At 73.0% G+C, this 16,431-nt stretch carries 12 protein-coding genes; 3 read left to right on the top strand and 9 right to left on the bottom strand.

Annotated features, from left to right (window positions below; all coding sequences use genetic code 11):
• Nucleotides 1-320 precede the first annotated feature (320 nt).
• Nucleotides 321-1,277: a LysR family transcriptional regulator gene (locus ABD345_RS17475; protein ID WP_344553121.1), complete on the bottom strand. Its 957-nt coding sequence runs from the start codon at nucleotides 1,275-1,277 to the stop codon at nucleotides 321-323.
• Between the two features lie 64 nt (nucleotides 1,278-1,341).
• Here ABD345_RS17475 and ABD345_RS17470 point away from each other — a divergent pair, with 64 nt between their 5' ends.
• Nucleotides 1,342-2,616: an MFS transporter gene (locus tag ABD345_RS17470; protein ID WP_344553119.1), complete on the top strand. Its 1,275-nt coding sequence runs from the start codon at nucleotides 1,342-1,344 to the stop codon at nucleotides 2,614-2,616.
• Nucleotides 2,613-3,167: a Uma2 family endonuclease gene (locus ABD345_RS17465; RefSeq protein WP_344553117.1), complete on the top strand. Its 555-nt coding sequence runs from the start codon at nucleotides 2,613-2,615 to the stop codon at nucleotides 3,165-3,167. The genes ABD345_RS17470 and ABD345_RS17465 overlap by 4 nt, the downstream gene beginning before the upstream one ends.
• 22 nt (nucleotides 3,168-3,189) lie before the next feature.
• On the opposite strand, the gene ABD345_RS17460 is transcribed toward ABD345_RS17465, so the two are convergent.
• The 8 genes from ABD345_RS17460 to ABD345_RS17425 all read right to left on the bottom strand — a co-directional run bounded on the left by ABD345_RS17460 (nucleotide 3,190) and on the right by ABD345_RS17425 (nucleotide 13,885).
• Nucleotides 3,190-4,467 carry a thymidine phosphorylase gene (locus tag ABD345_RS17460; protein ID WP_344553115.1) on the bottom strand — a complete coding sequence of 426 codons (1,278 nt, stop codon included), beginning with the start codon at nucleotides 4,465-4,467 and terminating at the stop codon, nucleotides 3,190-3,192.
• A 93-nt stretch (nucleotides 4,468-4,560) separates the two neighbouring features.
• Nucleotides 4,561-4,965: a cytidine deaminase gene (locus ABD345_RS17455; RefSeq protein ID WP_344553114.1), complete on the bottom strand. Its 405-nt coding sequence runs from the start codon at nucleotides 4,963-4,965 to the stop codon at nucleotides 4,561-4,563.
• Nucleotides 4,962-6,227 (bottom strand): ABC transporter permease, encoded by a 1,266-nt coding sequence (locus ABD345_RS17450; protein WP_344553113.1) that lies wholly within the window; start codon nucleotides 6,225-6,227, stop codon nucleotides 4,962-4,964. Before ABD345_RS17450 ends, ABD345_RS17455 begins: the two co-directional genes overlap by 4 nt.
• Nucleotides 6,224-7,390: an ABC transporter permease gene (locus ABD345_RS17445; RefSeq protein WP_344553112.1), complete on the bottom strand. Its 1,167-nt coding sequence runs from the start codon at nucleotides 7,388-7,390 to the stop codon at nucleotides 6,224-6,226. Before ABD345_RS17445 ends, ABD345_RS17450 begins: the two co-directional genes overlap by 4 nt.
• A 4-nt stretch (nucleotides 7,391-7,394) precedes the next feature.
• A complete protein-coding gene (locus ABD345_RS17440; protein WP_344553111.1) occupies nucleotides 7,395-8,987 on the bottom strand; it encodes an ABC transporter ATP-binding protein in 1,593 nt (530 codons plus the stop codon).
• A gap of 310 nt (nucleotides 8,988-9,297) precedes the next feature.
• Entirely contained in the window at nucleotides 9,298-10,353 is a 1,056-nt protein-coding gene (locus ABD345_RS17435; RefSeq protein ID WP_344553110.1) for a BMP family lipoprotein, read from the bottom strand.
• 271 nt (nucleotides 10,354-10,624) lie between these two features.
• The gene (locus ABD345_RS17430; RefSeq protein ID WP_344553109.1) at nucleotides 10,625-12,352 is read right to left on the bottom strand and encodes a glycosyl hydrolase family 28-related protein; all 1,728 of its coding nucleotides are present in this window, start codon (nucleotides 12,350-12,352) and stop codon (nucleotides 10,625-10,627) included.
• A 261-nt stretch (nucleotides 12,353-12,613) separates the two neighbouring features.
• The gene (locus tag ABD345_RS17425; protein WP_425556839.1) at nucleotides 12,614-13,885 is read right to left on the bottom strand and encodes an amidohydrolase; all 1,272 of its coding nucleotides are present in this window, start codon (nucleotides 13,883-13,885) and stop codon (nucleotides 12,614-12,616) included.
• Between the two features lie 401 nt (nucleotides 13,886-14,286).
• Between ABD345_RS17425 and ABD345_RS17420 the strand changes: the two genes are divergently transcribed.
• Entirely contained in the window at nucleotides 14,287-16,350 is a 2,064-nt protein-coding gene (locus tag ABD345_RS17420; RefSeq protein WP_344553108.1) for a S53 family peptidase, read from the top strand.
• The last annotated feature ends 81 nt before the right edge of the window (nucleotides 16,351-16,431 follow it).

Here is a 16,431-nt window from a genome sequence, read left to right as displayed (position 1 = left end):
CTGCTTGCACGAAGAGACCCCCTGAGATCACTTGCAGGGGGAGACCGGCTGCCCGCCCGCACCCCCCACCAGGGAACTCCCCTGGCGGGCGGCACCGTATTGAGGCCCGGAGCGCTCCGCAACGGCCTTCCGGCGCGACCGAATTCCGGCCGATCACCCACGGCCACCGCCCCGCCGGTGAAATGGATCGTCAAGGAACCATTCGGACGGCCTCACTGACCGTCAGTCACTCCCGGCAGGTGTCAACGGAAGATCCTTTGCCGAGATTTGACGCGGTGGCAGCAACCGGCCGACCGGCCCGCGCCCGCCGCGCGGCGTCCTCAGTCGTGCGCGAGGATGCTCCCCCGCCGCGAGAGCACGAAGTCCCGGAAGGCCGCCGCCGGCGGCGTGAGCGGGCGGTTCGCGTGCCAGGCCAGGCCGATCGCCCGGCGGGTGCGCGGCGCGGTGACCTCCAGTTCGACGACGCCGGGGCGGGGGACGAGCGCGGGCGGCAGGAGGGCGACGCCGAGGCCCGCGGCGACCAGGCCGCGCAGCGTCTCGACCTCCTCGCCCTCGAAGGCGATCCGCGGGGTGAACCCGGCCTCCGCGCAGAAGCCCTCCATGATGTGGCGCAGCCCGTACCCCTCCTCGACGGCCACCCAGGTGTCGTCGGCGACCTCGGCGAGCCGGATCCGGCGGCGCGCCGCGAGGCGGTGCTCGGCGGGGACGGCCAGGAAGAGGCGCTGCTCGTCCAGCGGGCGGGCGACCAGGTCGGGGGCGTCGGGGAGCGGGGAGACCAGGCAGAGGTCGAGCTCCCCGGCCCGCAGGCGCTCCAGCATGGCGGCGCCGTAGTCCTGGACGAGCTGGAAGCGCACCCGGGGGTGGCCGGTGCGGAAGCCGCGCAGCAGGGCGGGCACCGCGTCGCTCCCCATGGTGTGCAGGAACCCGAAGGCGACCCGGCCGCCCGCCGGGTCGGCCTCGGCCCGGGCCGCCTCCACGCCGCGTTCGACCTCGGCGAGGGCCCGTTCGACGGCGTCCAGCAGGATCCGGCCGGCCCGGGTGAGCCGGACGGCGCGACCCTGGCGGGCGAGCAGGTCGACGCCGAGTTCGGCTTCGAGCCGGGCGACGGCGCGCGACAGGGTGGGTTGCGGCCTGCCGAGCAGCTGGGCGGCCTGGGTGACGTGCTCCAGCCGGGCGACGGCCGCGAACTCGGCCAACTGCGGTGCGAGGACCGTCACATCGGTGTCCGGGCCGAGTTCGACCAGGCGGACCGGCGCGGAGCTGCTCTCATGCGTCACGGCATCGATGATCCCCCATTGATGCATTGGACGCATCAGGCCGCCCGGTCCTAGCGTCATCGTCATGCAGCCCGCCAGTACCGAGGCGTCCGCGCCCGCCCCCGTCAGCACTCCCTCCGACCTGCGCCTGCGCCCCGGCAGCCGGGACTTCCGCCGCGCCAACCTGGCCCTGTTCGCGGCCGGCGTGGCCACCTTCGTCCTGCTGTACTCCACCCAGGGCCTGCTGCCGCTGCTCTCCGCCGACCTCGACCTGACGCCCGGCCAGGCCAGCTGGACGGCCTCCGCCGCCACCCTGGGCCTCGCCCTCGCCCTGCTCCCGGCCAGCGCGCTGTCCGACCGCTACGGGCGCACCGCGGTGATGACGGCCTCCACGCTGGCCGCCGCGCTGATCGCCGTCGCCCTGCCGTTCGCCCCGGACCTCACCACCCTGGTGGTGCTGCGCGCCGTGCAGGGCGCGGCGCTGGCGGGGCTGCCCGCGACCGCGATGGCCTACCTGGCCGAGGAGGTGCACCCGTCGGCGCTGGCCTCCGCGATGGGGCTGTACGTCGCCGGCAACTCGATCGGCGGGATGGGCGGCCGACTGGTCTCGGGCTGGGCCGGCGCCGCGTGGGGCTGGCGCTGGGGCCTGGCGGTCTCGGCGGGCCTGGCGCTGCTCGCGGCGCTGGCCTTCCGCACCCTCGTCCCGCGCGCCCGGCACTTCCGCCGCGCGCCGGTCGACGCGAGGGCGCTGGCCGCGACCGTCGCGGGGCACCTGCGCAACCCCCTGCTGCTGCGGCTGTACGCGCTGGGGATGCTGTTCATGGCCGTGTTCGGCGCGGTCTACAACACGGTCGGCTACCGGCTGACCGCCGCGCCCTTCCACCTGCCGCAGTCGGTGGCCGCGTCGATCTTCGTGGTCTACCTGGTCGGCACCGCGTCCTCCGCCTCGGCGGGCCGGCTGACGGCCCGCTGCGGCCGCCGCGGCACCCTCTACCTGGCGATCGCCACCACCACCGCGGGCCTGCTGCTCTCCCTCGCGGGCTCCCTGTTCTGCGCGGTCCTCGGCCTGGTCCTGATCACCGCCGGCTTCTTCGCCGGCCACGCCACCGCCTCCTCCGCCGTCGGCCGCACCGCCACCACCGGCCGCGCCCAGGCGTCCGCCCTCTACCTGATCGCCTACTACCTGGGCAACAGCCTCGGCGGCACCCTGGGCGCCGACGCCTACCACTCCACCGGCTGGTCGGGCACCGCCGCCGTCGCCCTGGTCGCCATGGCCTGCGCGGCCGGCGTCACCCTCTACGCCACCCGCCGCGCCGTCACGGCCCGCCGCACGGAGGGCGTCACTACACTTCAGGCATGAGCATCGACCCTGCCGTGTTCGCCAAGCTCCGAGAGATCGCCGACCAGTTGCCGCAGACTCCGGGGATAGGGAAGATCGAGATCGCGGACGACACCGTCGTGATGATGATGTCGCCGGTGAAGCGGCACGAACTCGCGGTGATCCGCATCGCTCAGCAACTCAACGGGCAGCTTCCGCAGACCCACCCCGGCTACATCGCCCACGGTGGCGCCGACTTGGTCGACCCCGCCCACGGGCGCCTCCGCAACCCCGACCTCATGGTCTTCCCGGAGGCGGCGCTGGACGACGAGGCTCCGGCGTTCCTGCCCCACGAGATTCTGCTCGTCGTCGAGATCGTTTCAAAGTCCAACTCCGAGACCGACTATCACGCCAAGGTCGCCGACTACGCCGCCATGGGCATCCCGCTCTACCTCCTGGTCGACCCCCGCCTGGGCACTGGGATCGTCCACGACGAGCCGGGCTACACCCGCCGCACCGACTTCGCCTTCGGCGACGTGATCACCGTCGGCCCCTGGAAGCTCGACACCGGCGTCCTGCGCACGTACACCTGACGCGCGCAGGACGGCGGCGGGGTCAGCCGATCCGGTCCAGCACGATCGGCGCCGGGGTGAACGCGGTACCCGCCGGGGCGACGGTGACGGCGCCGTCCAGGGCCTCCAGGGCGTAGCCGAAGCGCTCGGGGGTGTCGGTGTGCAGGGTGAGCAGGGGCTGGCCGGCGGTGACGTGGTCGCCGGGCTTGGCGTGGAGTTCGACGCCGGCGCCGGCCTGGACGGGGTCCTCCTTGCGGGCGCGGCCGGCGCCGAGGCGCCAGGCGGCGACGCCGACGGCGTAGGCGTCGAGGGCGGTGAGGACGCCGGTGGCGGGGGCGGGGACGACGTGCTGTTCGCGGGCGACGGGGAGCGGGGCGTCGGGGTCGCCGCCCTGGGCGGTGATCATGCGGCGCCAGTGGTCCATCGCGGAGCCGTCGCGCAGGGCGTCGGCCGGGTCCTTGCCGTGGACGCCGGCGGCGGCGAGCATCTCGCGGGCGAGGGCGAGGGTGAGTTCGACGACGTCGGCGGGGCCGCCGCCGGCCAGCACCTCGACGGACTCGCGGACTTCGAGGGCGTTGCCCGCGGTCAGCCCGAGCGGGGTGGACATGTCGGTGAGCAGGGCGACCGTGGCGACCCCGGCGGAGCGGCCCAACCCGACCATGGTGCGGGCGAGTTCGCGGGCGTCGTCGAGGTTCTTCATGAAGGCGCCGGAGCCGACCTTGACGTCCAGGACGAGGGCGCCGGTGCCTTCGGCGATCTTCTTGGACATGATCGAGGAGGCGATCAGCGGGATCGCCTCGACGGTGCCGGTGACGTCCCGGAGCGCGTAGAGCTTCTTGTCGGCGGGGGCGAGCCCGTCGCCGGCGGCGCAGATGACGGCGCCGCAGCCGCGCAGCACGTCGAGCATCTCCTCGTTGGAGAGCAGGGCCCGCCAGCCGGGGATCGACTCCAGCTTGTCGAGGGTGCCGCCGGTGTGGCCGAGGCCGCGGCCGGAGAGCTGCGGGACGGCGGCGCCGCAGGCGGCGACCAGCGGGGCGAGCGGGAGGGTGATCTTGTCGCCGACGCCGCCGGTGGAGTGCTTGTCGGCGGTGGGGACGCCGAGCGCGGAGAAGTCCATCCGTTCGCCGGAGCGGATCATCGCGTCGGTCCAGCGGCTGATCTCCCGGGCGGTCATGCCGTTGAGCAGGACGGCCATCGCGAGGGCGGACATCTGCTCGTCGGCGACCTCGCCGCGGGTGTAGGCGTCGATGACCCAGTCGATCTGGGGGTCGGTCAGTTCGCCCCGGTCGCGCTTGGCCCGGATGACGGAGATGGCGTCCATGCAGGTGCTCCAGAAGATCCAGAAGAGGGGAAATGCGAAGAGTGTCGCGGGATGTCCTCCCGCGACACTCTACGCGCGTAACCGCCTGAGCGGCTACAACTTGTCCGGCCCGAACGCGTCCGGCAGCACCTCGCTCATCGGCCGCACCCCGGAGGGCAGTTCGACCAGCAGCCCGGGCCCGCCGTGCTCGTACAGCAGCTGGCGGCAGCGCCCGCACGGCATCAGCAGCTCGCCGCCGCCGTCCACGCAGGTGAAGGCGACCAGCCGGCCGCCGCCGGAGGCGTGCAGCGCGGAGACCAGCCCGCACTCGGCGCACAGGCCGAGCCCGTACGAGGCGTTCTCCACGTTGCAGCCGACCACCGTGCGGCCGTCCTCGACCAGGGCCGCGGCCCCGACCGGGTACTTGCTGTAGGGGGCGTAGGCGTGCCGCATCGCGGCCCGGGCGGCCTCCCGCAGCGCCTCCCAGTCGACCTCCGGAGCCGGAACGGCCGCCGTCACTTGGCCTGCCCCTTGCGGTAGACCTGGCCGTCGGCCTTGGGCATCCGCAGCCGCTGCGAGGCCAGCGCGAGCACCACCAGGGTGATCACGTAGGGGGTGGCGACGATCAGCGGGCGCTGCACCTCGTCGGTGCAGGCGTACCAGGTGGCGACGCCGCCCGCGACGACGGCGCTGATCACCCCGGCGGTGAGCTTGCGGCGGTAGAACTGCCAGAGCGCGAGCAGCGCCATCGCGACGGCGACCACCAGCAGCAGCACGTGCACCGAGTCGGCGTCGCGCAGCTGGAGGCTGTCGGTGAAGCCGAACAGGCCCGCGCCGGCGGCCAGGCCGCCCGGCATCCAGTTGCCGAAGATCATCGCGGCCAGGCCGATGAAGCCGCGGCCCTGGGTCTGGCCGTCCCGGTAGAAGTGCGCGGCGACCAGCGAGAGGTACGCGCCGCCGAGGCCCGCGAAGGCGCCGGAGGAGATCACCGCGAGGTACTTGTACTTGTAGACGTTGACGCCCAGCGACTCGGCGGCGGTCGGGTTCTCGCCGCAGGAGCGCAGCCGCAGGCCGAACACGGTCCGCCAGAGCAGGAAGTAGCTGGCGACCAGGAACGCGGCGGCGACCAGGGTGACCACCGACAGGTCGGTGACCAGGCCGCGGACGATGCCGGCCACGTCGGAGACCAGGAACCAGTGGTGCTTCTCGACGGTCCCCAGCCAGCTCGACAGGCCGGGGAAGGTGAAGGTCGGCAGCGAGTCGGCGGGCGGCGACTGGTTGGCGCCGGCGCCGTCGTTCACGTAGTCCTTGTAGTAGATCCGGTTGACGTACGCGCAGATGCCGGGGATCAGCAGGTTGATGCCGACGCCGGAGACGATGTGGTCGACGCCGAAGGTGACGGTGACCAGCGCGTGCAGCAGGCCGCCGAGCGCGCCGCCGGCCATGCCGGCCAGCAGGCCGACCCAGGGGTTGACCAGGAAGCCGCCCCAGGCGCCGCAGAAGGTGCCGGCCACCATCATGCCTTCGAGGCCGATGTTGACCACGCCCGCGCGCTCCGACCACAGGCCGCCGAGGCCGGCCATCGCGATCGGCACGGCGGAGGCCAGCGCGGCGCTGATCTGCCCGGAGGAGGTCAGGCCGTGGTTGCCGGTGGCGGCGCCGACCGCGGCGAACAGCACCAGGGCGAGCGCGATCAGCAGCAGCACCACCGGCCAGGTGAGCTTGGTCCGCTTCGCGGACGCGACCGGCGTCTTGGGCTTGCCGGCGACTGCGGTGCTCATGCCGCGACCTCCTTCTGGGCGGCCGCGGCAGCCTGCGCGGCGAGCTCGGCGCCGACCTTCTGCTGCTGGCGCTTGAGGCCGTAGCGGCGCACCAGTTCGTAGGCCACGACGACACAGATGACGATGGTGCCCTGGATCACCGGGATGATCTCGGACGGGTAGTCGCCCCGGGTGGGCAGCTGGGCGCCGGAGGCGTCCAGGAAGGCGAACAGCAGCGCGGAGAACGCGATGCCGATCGGGGTGTTGCGGCCGAGCAGCGCCACCGAGATGCCGATGAAGCCGAGGCCGGTCTGCACGTTCTGCCCGAAGTACGGGGTGTTCTGCATGAGTTCGGGCAGGCCGACCAGGCCGGCCAGCGCGCCGGAGACCACGATCGAGGTGATCACCATGCGCTTGACGTTGACGCCGGAGGCGCTGGCGGCGCTCTCCGAGCGGCCGGTGGCGCGCAGGTCGAAGCCGAACCGGGTGCGGTTCAGGGTGAACTGGAAGACCACGCCGACCAGCACCGCGATCACGATGAAGCCCCACAGGGTGCCGCCCTGGGTCTCGACCGAGAAGAAGTGGCTGGACTCGGAGATCTTGCCGGTCTGGATCGAGTTGGTGGTGCCGCTGGTCTTCGGCGCGAAGATGCCGGGCACCAGCAGCACGCCGATCACCGCGGTCGCGATGGCGTTCAGCATGATGGTCGAGATGACCTCGCTGACGCCCCGGTAGACCTTCAGCAGGCCGGCGATCGACGCCCACAGGCCGCCGACGCACATCGCGACGATCAGCAGCAGCGGGATCTGCAGGAAGGCCGGCAGGTCGACCTGGCTGCCGACGAACGCGGCGAACATCATGGCCAGCTTGTACTGGCCCTCGATGCCGATGTTGAACAGGTTCATCCGGAACCCGAACGCGGCGGCGGCCGCGGCCAGGTAGTACACGGTGGCCTTGTTCAGCACGGCGACCTGTCCGTCGGACGCGGTGCCGTAGTTCCACATGATCGAGAACGCGTCGAACGGGTCGCGGCCGGACACCGCCAGCAGGCCGCCGGCGATGATCAGCGACAGCAGCACCGCCAGCACGGGGGCGGCCAGGGCGAGCCCGATCCGCTCCAGGTCGACGCGCTCGCGCAGTGACCGCTTGGCCGCGGGTGCGGCCGGGGGGTTGGGACTGGTCATGTGGTTACTCCCCCGCCTGCTCGTCGTCGGCGGTGTCGGTGGACGGGGTGTCGGCCGGGGCGTCGGCGGCCTCGGTGCCCTCGGCGGCGACGGCCTGCGCCTCGGCGACGGCCTCCGGGTCGGACTCGATGTGGCCGGTGGCGGCGCCGGTCATGGCGCTGCCCAGGTCCTCGGCGGTGACGGTGGCCGGGTCGGCGTCGGCGACCAGGCGGCCGCGGTAGATCACCCGGATGGTGTCGGACAGGCCGATCAGCTCGTCCAGGTCGGCGGAGATCAGCAGCACCGCCAGGCCCTCGCGCTGGGCGGAGCGGATCTGCTCCCAGATCTGGGCCTGCGCGCCGACGTCCACGCCGCGGGTGGGGTGGGCGGCGATCAGCAGCTTCGGGGAGTGGCTCATCTCCCGGCCGATGATCAGCTTCTGCTGGTTGCCGCCGGACAGCGAGGCCGCGGTGACCTCGATGCCGGGGGTGCGGACGTCGTACTCCTCGACGATCCGCTGGGTGTCGGCCCGGGCGCCGGCCGGGTCGAGCAGCACGCCCTTGGAGTTGGGCCGCTCGGTGACGTGGCCGAGGATCCGGTTCTCCCACAGCGGGGCTTCCAGCAGCAGGCCGTGCCGGTGCCGGTCCTCGGGGATGTAGCCGATGCCGGCCTCGCGGCGGGCCCGGGTCAGGGTGCGGGTGAGGTCGGCGCCGTCCAGCGTGACGGTGCCGGCGTCCAGCGGCAGCATGCCCATGATCGCCTCGACCAGTTCGGCCTGGCCGTTGCCCTCGACGCCGGCGATGCCGAGGATCTCGCCCTTGCGGATCCGCAGCGACACGTCGTCCAGGACGACCCGTTCGACGCCCTCGGCGTCCGGCTTGGCGATCCGCAGGCCCTCGACGCTCAGCATCTCGCTGTCGGTGACGGTGGACTCGCGGCTCTCCGGGGAGGGCAGTTCGGCGCCGACCATCAGCTCGGCGAGCTGCCGGGCGGTGACCCGGCGCGGGTCGGCGTCGCCGACCGTGGTGCCGCGGCGGATCACGCTGATCGCGTCGGCCACCGAGAGCACCTCGTGCAGCTTGTGCGAGATGAAGATGACGGTGACGCCCTCGGCCTTGAGCTCGCGCAGGTTGTCGAACAGCGCGTCGACCTCCTGCGGGACGAGGACCGCGGTCGGCTCGTCCAGGATGAGGATCCGGGCGCCGCGGTACAGCACCTTGAGGATCTCCACCCGCTGCCGGTCGGCCACGCCGAGGTCCTCGACCAGCGCGTCCGGCTTCACGCCCAGGCCGTACTGGTCGGACAGTTCGCGGATCCGGGCCTTGGCCCTGGCGCCGATGCCGTGCAGGTGCTCGCCGCCCAGGACGATGTTCTCCCAGACGGTGAAGTTGTCGGCCAGCATGAAGTGCTGGTGCACCATGCCGATGCCGCGCGCGATGGCGTCCGCGGGGGTGGAGAACTCCACCTGCTCGCCGTCGATGGCGATGGTGCCCTCGTCCGGCTTCTGCATCCCGTAGAGGATCTTCATCAGGGTGGACTTGCCCGCGCCGTTCTCGCCCATCAGGGCGTGCACGGTGCCCCGCCGCACGGTGATGTCGATGTCGTGGTTGGCCACCACGCCGGGGAAGCGCTTGGTGATGCCGCGCAGTTCGACGGCAGGCGTCGCCGTCCCCGCGCGGGGGGTGCCGTCCGTGGGGACGGAGTCGGAGGGGGTGATGGCGATCTCCTGCTGGTCGTCGGGCGCTTCGTCGCGCTGAGGGCTCAGGGGGAAACCCGGGAGGGGCCGTGCCGCGCGGACGCGGTGCGGAACCGACGGGGGCCCGGACGGGGCGCGCGCTGGGCGCGTCCGTCCGGGCCCCTGCGGTGCGATCCGGTCGAACCGCCGCGCACCGCCCGGCGGGCGGGCGGCGCGGCGGGCCTGGTCGTCCTTACGGAGCGGTCGGGACCTTGGTGGCGCCGCTGGTGATCTGCTGGGTGGCGGCGTCGATCTTGGCCTTGACGTCGTCGATGAAGCCACCGGTGGTGGCCAGCGACACGCCGCCTTCCTTCAGGTCGAAGTTCTTGACGCCGGTCAGCGCGTTGCCGTCCTTGATCGACTTGATGTAGGTGAACACGGCGGTGTCCACGTTCTTCACCATCGAGGTGAGGATGTGGTCCTTGTACTTGTCCAGGGCGGGCTGCTTGGCCTGGTCGGAGTCGACGCCGATGGCCCACTTGCCGGCGCCCGCGACGGCCTCGATCGCACCGGTGCCGGAGGAGCCGGCCGCCGAGTAGATGACGTCCGCACCCTTGTCGAGCTGGCCCTGGGCGGCCTGCTTGCCCTTGCCCGGGTCGGAGAAGCCGGTGAAGTCCGGCGGGGTGGTCAGGTAGGTGACCTCGACCTGGACGTTCGGGTCGACGGACTTGGCGCCCGCGGTGTAGCCGGCCTCGAACTTCTTGATCAGCTCGGACTGCACGCCGCCGATGAAGCCGATGTGCTTGTCCTTGGACTTGTTGGCGGCGGCCACGCCCGCCAGGTAGGAGCCCTGCTCCTCGGAGAAGGTCAGCGAGGTGACGTTCGCGGGCTGGTCGGCGGCGGAGGAGTCGATGATCGCGAACTTGACGTTCGGATTCTCCTTGGCGACCTTGTCCACCGCGTCCTGGTAGACGAAGCCGACCGCGATGATCGGGTTGTAGCCGCTGCTGACCAGGGACTTGAGGCGCTGCTCCTTGTCGCCCTCGGACTCGCCGGCCTTGGCCTCCGCCTCGTTGATGGTGGCGCCCAGCTCGGTCTTGGCCTGCTCCAGGCCGCGCGCGGCGGAGTCGTTGAAGGACTGGTCGCCGCGGCCGCCGATGTCGTAGGCCATGCCGACCTTGAACGACGAGCTGCCGGCGCCGGCCGAGGTGGAGTTGTTGTCGGTGCTCTTTGCGCCGCAGGCGGCGAGCGAGGCGATGCCCAGGGAACCCGAGAGCACGGCCGCGGCGAGCTTGAGTGAACGGCGCAAGGGAGTTTCTCCTTCTCACACACCCGGTTGGCGTGGTCGAGCGCCACCGTAACGCGCGTAGAACACGGTTGTGTTACGGCCTGCGGAGGCATCCGGGTTGTTATCAAAATGTGGTCGTACGCCCCGGCAAATCCGGACATAGCCACACACATGATCGATCCGATGTTCACTACCGGCTGGTATCGGGCCACCACGGTACGCCTCCCCCGGATCGCCGAGAAGATGCCGCGCCGGGTCCCGTGCGCGGCCCGGGGGCCCGGGGAGGCCGCGGTCAGCTCAGGCCGACCCAGAACATCTGCACCGTGGTGTTCCGGTTCTGCGCGGGGTCGAAGGAGGCCGGCAGCGCGGTGGCGGAGCCGTTCAGGTGGGCGACCCGGTAGGTGGCCGGGGTGAGCCCGGCGTTCAGGAAGGCCCCCGGGTCGGGGAAGGTCGAACCCCGGGCGAAGGACGGCGGGGTGGCCGCGTTGGCCAGCAGCGCCACCCAGTGGAAGCCGGGGCCCAGGGTGACCGGCCCGGACAGCGGCATCCGGCACAGCTTGTTCGCCGCCCCCGCCCAGGCCGTCGCCTGCTCGCCCGCGGTGCGGGCCAGCAGCCTGCCGGTGCGGTCGTACACGCCGGCCAGGTTGCCCGTGGTGAACCCGGCGCCGGAGCCGGCCAGCAGCACCGAGACCGCCGAGACGGTCACCGGCTGGTGCGTCTCCACCCGCACCAGGTAGACGTTGCCCGAGGTCAGCCGGGTGCTCAGGTCGCTCGCGACGGCCGGGTCGAAGGACCAGGTGCCGTAGCCCGAGTCGGCGGGCTGCGGGGCGTTGCCGACCGGGGTGACGGCCGGCGAGGGGACGTTGTAGGAGACGCCGTCCTTGGTGGTGCGGTTGTGCATGGTGGTGCCGGTGTCCACCACCGCGCCCGCGTCGTCGCGCACGCTGGCCACCGTGCCGGTCAGCACGCAGCCGGTGAGCAGCACCCGCAGCGCGCGGTCGGCGTACACGCCGTAGTCGGGGGCGAGCAGGCCGCCGGGCACGTCGTCCCCGGAGACGTGGGTGGCGCAGCCGGTCAGTGCGACCGGGAGGGCGGCGCCGCCGGCCGGGGCGGTGATCCGGAAGCCCGCGTAGCCGCCGGGGACGGCGTTGTCGTTGCGGCCGTCGCGGCTGGCCTGGCAGCCGGTCAGGGTGACGACGTGCGGCGCGGGCGAGCGGGTGGGGTCGTTCTGGGCGCTCTCGACCAGCCAGCCGTTGCGGCGGTTGCGGTCGGTCTGGCACTCGGTGAAGCCGACCGTCCCGCACTTGCCGGTCAGGTGGAAGCCGTTGCCGTCGTTCCAGGTGGCCCGGACGCCGGTGAAGCCGGTGGCGCCGAGGCCGTCGAAGGACCAGGCGTCGCCGCCGTTGGCGGCGGCCTCGCAGGAGTCGAGCATCGAGTCGGCGAAGGAGAACGGCGCCCCGCCGGTGTTCTCCGAGCGCCAGCCGCCGAGCCTGTTGGCCTCCACGCTCAGGTGGGAGACCTCCCAGCCGCCGGGGAAGCCGTCGGCGGTGCTGTCGGTGTGCACGCCGTAGCCCTGGAAGTTGAAGACGCCGACGTTCTGCAGCCGGACGGCCTTGACCGGGCCCTTGGCGACCAGGCCGTCGACGTTCCCCCCGGCGGTGTCGGTCGCGCGGCCGGAGGCCAGCACCAGGTCGCGCAGCCGGGCGCCGTTGCCGGTCAGTTCGACCAGCGCGGAGCCGGTGAAGTTCCCCCAGAGCGGCTTGATGAACACCGGCGGCACCGGGTTGCCCTGGGCGTTCTCCGGCAGGTAGCCGAACCAGCGGCTGCCGGTGGTGCCCGCCAGCGTGACGTGGGCGGGCACCGACAGGGTCCGGGTGACGACGTACTGGCCGGCCGGGAAGTACACCACCCCGCCGGGCGGGCAGGCCGCCAGGGAGTCGGTGATCGCCTGCCAGTCGTCGGTGGCGGCGTCGCCCTTCGCGCCGTGCGCCTTGACACTGATCCAGTCGACCGGCGGCACCGCCGGGTCGTCGGCGGCCGCCGCCGCGGGGGGGGGGGGGGGGGCGGGGGGGGGGGGGGCGCCGGCCGCTCCGGCCGCTCCGGCGGCGAACAGGAGCCTGCGGCGGGTGCTGTGCATGGTTCGGGCCCTCCCCTGGGTGATCGTTGCGCCGATGATTCGACCACGCAGCGACCTTCCGGGGAAGGGCCCTTCGCTTTCGTCCCGGTTCGGGTCCGGGCCCGAACCGGCTCAGGGCCGGCCCGGGTCCGACCCGGGTCCGGTTCAGGTCCGGGCGTGCTCCAGGGCGAGCGAGGCGAACAGCTCCACCCCGATCTCGATGGCCCGCTCGTCGGCGTCGAAGTCGCCCTGGTGCAGGTCCCGCGGGCCCTTCTCGTGCGGGCCGCGCACGCCGAGCCGGGCCAGCGCGCCGGGGGCGTGCTCCAGGTACCAGGAGAAGTCCTCGCCGCCCAGGCTCTGCTCGGTCGGCTCGACCACCGGCCCGGTCGACTCGGCGACCGGGCCGCGCCCCCCGGCGAACCGCGCGTTCATCGCGGTCTCCAGCTGGTCGATCGAGGTGGCCTCGTTGACCACCGGCGGGACGCCCCGGTGGTAGTCGAGGGTCCACTTGGCGCGGTAGGTCTCGGCGAGGTGGGCGACCAGGTCCTCCAGCACCTCGGGCGCGTCCCGCCAGCCGGCCAGCTCCAGGCAGCGGACGGTGCCCTCCAGCTCGGCGTGCTGCGGGATCACGTTCGGCGCGGAGCCGGCCGCGATCCGGCCCCAGACCAGCGAGACCCCCCAGCGCGGGTCCATCCGGCGGGAGAGCGCGGCGGGCAGCTCGGCGGCCAGCTTGGCGACCGCGCCGACCAGGTCGGTGGTCAGGTGCGGACGGGCGGTGTGGCCGCCGGGGCCGTCCACCGAGATCCGGACCTTGTCGCAGGCCGAGGTGATCGCCCCGGCCTTCAGCCCGATCCGGCCGACCGGCACCTTGGGGTCGCAGTGCACGGCGAAGATCCGGCCGACCCCCTCCATCCCACCGGCCGCGATCACGTCCAGCGCGCCGCCGGGCATCATCTCCTCGGCGGGCTGGAAGATCAGCCGCACCGGGCGGGCCAGCTCCCCGGCCTCCATCGCCTGGGCCAGCACCAGGCCGGTGCCGAGCACCACCGCGGTGTGCACGTCGTGCCCGCAGGCGTGCGCCCGGCCGGGCAGCGTGGAGCGGTACGGCACGTCCTGTTTGGCGTCGTCGATCGGCAGCGCGTCGATGTCGGCGCGGAACGCCAGCAACGGGGTGCCGGGCGCGGTGCCCGGCGGCACGAGGTCCACCAGCAGCCCGGTGCCGCCGGGCAGCACCCGCGGCTCCAGCCCGGCGGCGACCAGCCGCTCGCGCAGCAGCCGGGTGGTGCGGAACTCCTGGCGGCCGAGCTCGGGGTGCCGGTGGAGGTCACGGCGCAGCTCGATCAACTCGGCCCGGTACGACGCCACCCGGGCGCGCAGGTCGGCGGGGGGACGGGCAGCGGTGACGGTGGCGGCGGCTGCCGGCTTGGGATCGTTCACCTTGACAAGAGTAGGCCGGTGGTGGGGTTTTGGCCCAGCTTCCGGAGAACTCCTCACCGGATGGGTGCATAGCGGCCGCCTGGATGGGTATGTCATTCCGTTTCGGCCCGCCCTTCCGGTCCCGGTCTCCGGCGTGTGCAACGACCTGCACCGGCGATCGGACACGGCGGCTGCTCCGTGCGGGTCCCCGGAGCGCGGCGGCCAAACGTTTCCCCCCGATCGAGTCATGCCGGAGTAAAGCTTTCGGGCCTGCTCTTGAGCGGCGTACATCAGTCCGAATAGACAGCTTCCGCACAGTCAACTCCGGTGCCGCAGTGGGGGGTCTTCCGCTCGCGGCACACGCCGTCACGCCCTCACGAGGGGCAGTTGACGCTCCATCGAACCGAGAAGGGGGGACCGACGTGCCCGTCGCGCGCAACCAGCTCGCCAGGCTCGCCGCACAAGCAGCCCCGGCCACCGTCGCCGCCGCACTCATCCTCACCACCCTCGGCGCGGCCGTTCCGGCCTCCGCCGCCACCCCGGTCGGCGACAGCGCCCGGGCCCTGCCCGGCACCCACCCCCAGTGGGCCACCCCGCAGGCCGACGCCGGCGCCGCCGACGCGTCCGCCCCGGCCACCGCCCGGATCTACCTGGCCGGCCGCGACGCCAGCGGCCTGGCCGCGCTCGCCAAGGCGGTCTCCGACCCGGACTCGCCCTCGTACGGCCGCTACCTGAGCCCCGACCAGGTGCGGGCGGAGTTCGGCGCCACCCCCGAGCAGGTCAAGGCCGTCACCGACTGGGTGACCGGCGCGGGCCTGACCGTCTCCGCCTCCACCGCCCACTACGTGCAGGTGGCCGGCTCCACCGCCGCGATGGCCAGGGCGTTCGGCACCGGCTTCCACGACTACCGCACCGCGGACGGCACCCACCGCGCGCCGACCTCCGACGCCGTGGTCCCCGCCGCGGTGGCCGGTTCGGTGCTCGCCGTCTCCGGCCTGGCCGACGCGATCCACAAGAACAGCTCGGACGCCACCTCGGTGCGCCAGGCCGAGCAGCGCGCGAGCGCCGCCTCCCGGCTGGCCGCCCCCGACAAGAAGGCCCCGGCCACCCTGCCGGAGGTGCCGACCTGCTCCGAGGACGGCTACGGCTCCAAGACCGCCAAGGGCGCCCCGGCCGGCTACGAGAAGAACGAGCCGTTCGCCCCCTGCTCGTACGTCCCGTCCCAGCTCCGCAAGGCGTACGGCGTCAGCGACGCCAAGGTCACCGGCAAGGGCGCCCGGGTCGCGATCATCGACGCCTACGGCCTGTCCACCATGGAGCAGGACGCGAACCACTACTCGGCCCTGCACGGCGACCGGCCGTTCGCGCCGGGCCAGTACACCGAGTACGTCACCCCGGACGAGTGGACCCACCAGGACGAGTGCGGCGGCCCCGAGGGCTGGGCCGGCGAGGAGGCGCTCGACGTCGAGATGGTGCACGGCCTGGCGCCCGACGCCCAGGTCGTCTACGTCGGCGGCAACTCCTGCTACGACGAGGACCTGTACGACGCGATGGCCAAGGTCGTCGACGAGCACCTGGCCGACGTGGTCTCCAACTCCTGGGGCGAGATCATGCACGGCACCAGCGGTGACATCGACCCGGCCGTGGTCGCCGCCGACAACCAGATATTCCAGCTCGGCGCGGTGACCGGCATCGGCTTCACCTTCTCCTCCGGCGACTGCGGCGACAGCTCCCCCGGCGCGGCCGCCACCGGCGCCAACTGCCAGACCGAGACCGACCAGGCCCAGGCCGACTGGCCGTCCGCCTCGCCGTGGGTCACCTCGGTCGGCGGCACCGCCCTGCAGCTGGGTGACAAGGGCGGCAAGTACGGCGACGAGGTCTCGATGGGCGACCTGCGCTCGGTGCTCTCCGCCGACCAGAAGTCCTGGAGCCCGTTCCCCGGCAACTTCTACTTCGGCGGTGGCGGCGGCGTCTCCAAGGACTTCGCCCAGCCCTGGTACCAGCAGGGCGTCGTCCCCGACCGGGTCGCCAAGACCGCGGCCGACGGCACCAAGTCCGCGACCCCGCTGCGCGCCACCCCCGACATCGCGATGAGCGGCGACCTGGTCGCCGCCACCCTGGTCGGCTACACCGACGGCGGCACCTACAGCGAGGGCGGCTACGGCGGCACCTCGGTCTCCGCCCCGGAGACCGCCGCGATGTTCGCCAACGCCATCCAGACCCGCGGCGGCCGCGCCCTCGGCTTCGCCAACCCGGCCCTCTACGACCGGGCCGGCACCAACGCCTTCCACGACGTCGACGACGCCGCCAACCACAGCAAGCGCGGCAACGTGGTCGACCTCGGCGTGGTGAACGACTCGCTCCGGGTCCGCCTCTACAAGATCGGCGCGGACTACGGCCTGTCGGCCGGCCAGGGCTACGACACGGCCACCGGCCTGGGCTCCCCGGGCAAGGACTTCTTCAAGTCCTTCGCCCTGAAGAAGTAACCGGAACAACACCAGAGGGGCCGCCGGGGGAAACCCCGGCGGCCCCTCCCCCGTTGTCCGGCGCCCCGCGGCGCGTCGCGC

The organism is Kitasatospora saccharophila, from assembly GCF_039529925.1.
Lineage (GTDB): Bacteria > Actinomycetota > Actinomycetes > Streptomycetales > Streptomycetaceae > Kitasatospora > Kitasatospora saccharophila.
This window is presented reverse-complemented; position numbering and strand designations above follow the sequence as displayed.

Bases quoted from the DNA above. Each gene is read 5' to 3' on its own strand.
- ABD345_RS17465 (WP_344553117.1), top strand. From the start codon at position 2,613: ATGAGCATCGACCCTGCCGTGTTCGCCAAGCTCCGAGAGATCGCCGAC.
- ABD345_RS17470 (WP_344553119.1), top strand. From the start codon at position 1,342: ATGCAGCCCGCCAGTACCGAGGCGTCCGCGCCCGCCCCCGTCAGCACT.
- ABD345_RS17450 (WP_344553113.1), bottom strand. From the start codon at position 6,227: ATGAGCACCGCAGTCGCCGGCAAGCCCAAGACGCCGGTCGCGTCCGCG.
- ABD345_RS17445 (WP_344553112.1), bottom strand. From the start codon at position 7,390: ATGACCAGTCCCAACCCCCCGGCCGCACCCGCGGCCAAGCGGTCACTG.
- ABD345_RS17460 (WP_344553115.1), bottom strand. From the start codon at position 4,467: ATGGACGCCATCTCCGTCATCCGGGCCAAGCGCGACCGGGGCGAACTG.